This window comes from Methylobacterium sp. CCH5-D2 (assembly GCF_001556475.1).
In the GTDB taxonomy this organism is placed as follows: domain Bacteria; phylum Pseudomonadota; class Alphaproteobacteria; order Rhizobiales; family Beijerinckiaceae; genus Methylobacterium; species Methylobacterium hispanicum.
Genome location: NZ_LSIX01000569.1, coordinates 1 through 2,751 on the forward strand (window position 1 = coordinate 1; position 2,751 = coordinate 2,751).

General features: G+C 75.5%; 3 protein-coding genes. 1 reads left to right on the plus strand and 2 read right to left on the minus strand.

Going from position 1 to position 2,751, the window contains the following annotated elements:
* Positions 1 to 18: 18 nt before the first annotated feature.
* Complete coding sequence (locus AX737_RS14490; RefSeq protein ID WP_066922425.1) at positions 19 to 798, minus strand: methyltransferase; 780 nt, start codon at positions 796 to 798, stop codon at positions 19 to 21.
* Positions 799 to 983: 185 nt separating this feature from the next.
* Here AX737_RS14490 and AX737_RS14495 point away from each other — a divergent pair, with 185 nt between their 5' ends.
* Positions 984 to 2,006: a polyprenyl synthetase family protein gene (locus AX737_RS14495; RefSeq protein ID WP_066922423.1), complete on the plus strand. Its 1,023-nt coding sequence runs from the start codon at positions 984 to 986 to the stop codon at positions 2,004 to 2,006.
* Between the two features lie 181 nt (positions 2,007 to 2,187).
* On the opposite strand, the gene AX737_RS14500 is transcribed toward AX737_RS14495, so the two are convergent.
* A partial coding sequence (locus AX737_RS14500; RefSeq protein WP_082773052.1) for a 4-(cytidine 5'-diphospho)-2-C-methyl-D-erythritol kinase occupies positions 2,188 to 2,751 on the minus strand: 564 nt, incomplete at its 5' end.

The following is a 2,751-nucleotide window of genomic DNA, read 5'->3' on the forward strand; positions in this document are numbered from 1 at the left end:
CCGGTCCCGCGGCAGGGATCATCGTTCGCGGGTTGGCCGGGCGCCCGGATCGTCGTGCGGCCAGGACCCGACACCGTGCAGGGCGACGGATTCGGGCGTCGGCACGCCATCCGCCCCCTGCAGGACCAGGGGCGGCAGCAGGCCGAAGGGCGCGCGGCTGCCCTTGAGGGCCCGGACCAGGATCCGGATCGCCGGCCGGGCCGGCCGGGCGTGGACCGGGCGGACGCTGATCCCGCCGAAGCGCCGCCCGAGCGCCGCGAGGCAGGACGGCAGGGCGTCGGCCCGGTGGATCAGGCCGAGCTGGCCGCCGGGGCGCAGGAGCCAGGCGGCGGTGCGGATCCAGGTGTCGAGGTCGCCCGGCCCGAAATCGTGGGCCGCCCCCCGCAGGGCGTTGGGCGTGAGCCTGCGCGACGGCTGGCTTCCACCCTCGAAGAAGGGCGGGTTGGTGACGACGACGTCCTGGCTCTCCGGTTCGAGGCCGGCCGCGCGCCGCGCCGCGGCGGAGGCCAGCAGGTCCGTCTCGATCACGGCGGCCTCGACACCGTTGAGGGCGGCGTTCCGGCGCGCCAGCGCCGCCATCTCGGGCTCGCGCTCGACCAGCGTCGCCCGGGCGCCCCCGAGCCCGTAGGCGAGGCCGACCGCGCCGCTTCCCGCGCCGAGGTCGCAGATCCGGGCGCCCGGGGGGGGCTCGAGCAGGCGTGCGAGCAGCACCGCGTCGGTCCCGGCCCGGTGCGCGCCGCGCGCGGGCTGGAACAGGCGCAGGCGCCCGCCGAACAGGCTGTCGGGCTCCGCGCTCACCTCCGCGCTCACGGGGGGGCCGCCCGCGCGGCCCGGCGCATCGGTCGCGGGGGCATCGCGCATGTACGGGACCATATCACCTTCCGTCCCATCGCGCGCGCCGGCGCATGTTGCGGTGCGGAGAGCCGCGTGCGAAGGGGGGCGGAGCCGCCTGTCGCGGCCGGACGGTCTGGAGGCATCGGACCTTGGGTGTCGTGGTTCCCGTGGAGAAAGGCCCCTCCGAGGCGGAGGCGAGCCTGAACGATCTCGTCGCGCTCGTCGCCGACGGCATGGCGCGCGTCAACACGACGATCCTGTCGCGCACGGGATCCGAGGTGGCGATGATCCCGGAGGTGGCCAACCACTTGATCTCGTCCGGCGGCAAGCGCCTGCGGCCGATCCTCACGCTCGCCTGCGCGGACCTCTGCGGCTACGCGGGCGGGGAGGGCGCCGTGAAGCTCGCCGCCAGCGTCGAGTTCATGCACACCGCGACCCTGCTCCACGACGACGTGGTGGACGAGAGCGACATGCGGCGCGGACGGATCGCCGCCCGCATCAAGTGGGGCAACGAGGCCAGCGTGCTGGTGGGCGACTTCCTGCTCGGCCAGGCCTTCCGCATGATGGTCGAGGTCGGCTCGCTCAAGGCCCTCGACATCCTCTCGGCCGCCGCCACCGTGATCGCCGAGGGCGAGGTGATGCAGCTCACCGCGGCCAAGAACACCGAGACGACGGAGGAGGACTACCTCGCCGTCATCCGCGGCAAGACCGCGGAACTCTTCGCCGCCGCCTGCGAGGTCGGGCCGGTGCTGGCCGAGCGCCCGCAGGACGAGCAGGACGCCTGCCGCGCCTACGGCATGAATCTCGGCATCGCCTTCCAGCTCATCGACGACGCGCTCGATTACGGCGGCACCTCCGACGCGCTGGGCAAGAACGTCGGCGACGACTTCCGCGAGGGCAAGATCACCCTGCCGATCGTGCTGGCCTTCCGGCACGGCAGCGAGGCGGAGCGCGCCTTCTGGCGCCGGACCCTGCAGGACGGCGAGATCCGCGAGGGCGACCTCGAAGAGGCCCGCGCCATCCTGCACCGGCGCGGCGTCCTGGCCGAGACCGTCGAGCGCGCCCGGCAGTACGGGGCGCTGGCCCGCGAGGCCCTGGCACCCTTCGCCCCGGGCCGGACCAAGGACGCCCTGCTCGAAGCGATCGATTTCTGCATCGCCCGCGCGCATTGAGTGGGGCGCGGCGCGAAGCGTCCGCATGCCGCGCCGGGGGTGACGACCGGGCCGCTGCGCGACCCTTGCCCGCCCTGTCCCGGCTCGCCGTCGGCCCTCGTCCCGGGCGTCCGGGAAAGGGCGGTGGTTCATCCGACCGCGTCGGCGCGGAAGATGCCCCGTCGCCGAAGGCTTGCCCCCCTTACCGCAGGTAGGACGCGCTCACCCACCAGCCCGAATTGGCCGCCCGCAGCCTGCGGGCGGCGCGCGTGGCCGTGCGACGGTCGGCGAAGATCGCGAAGACCGTAGCACCCGAGCCCGACATCCGGGCGAGCCGGCAGCCGTCCTGCGCGCGCAGCGCCGCCAGCGCGTCCCCGACGACCGGGGCCACCGTGAGCGCCGGCGCCTCCAGGTCGTTGCGGGCCGGCGCGATCCGCGCCAGCAGTTCCGGGCCGGCGAGGTCCCGCGCGATCTCCGGATGGGCGCCGCCGGGCAGATCGTCGCCGACCTTCAGGCCGAGCGCCCGGAACACGGGCGCGGTGGGCACCGGCACGCCGGGATTGATGAGCACGGCGGGCAGCGGGGCGAGGCCGAGCGCCGGCCCGACCTGCTCGCCCGCACCCCGCATCATCCGGGCGCGCGGCTCCAGGCAGACCGGCACGTCCGCGCCCGTCGCGCGGGCGGAGGCGACGACGGCCGGGTGGTCGAGGGGGAGGTCGTTCAGGCGGGCGAGGAGGCGCAGGCCCGCGGCGGCGTCCGACGAGCC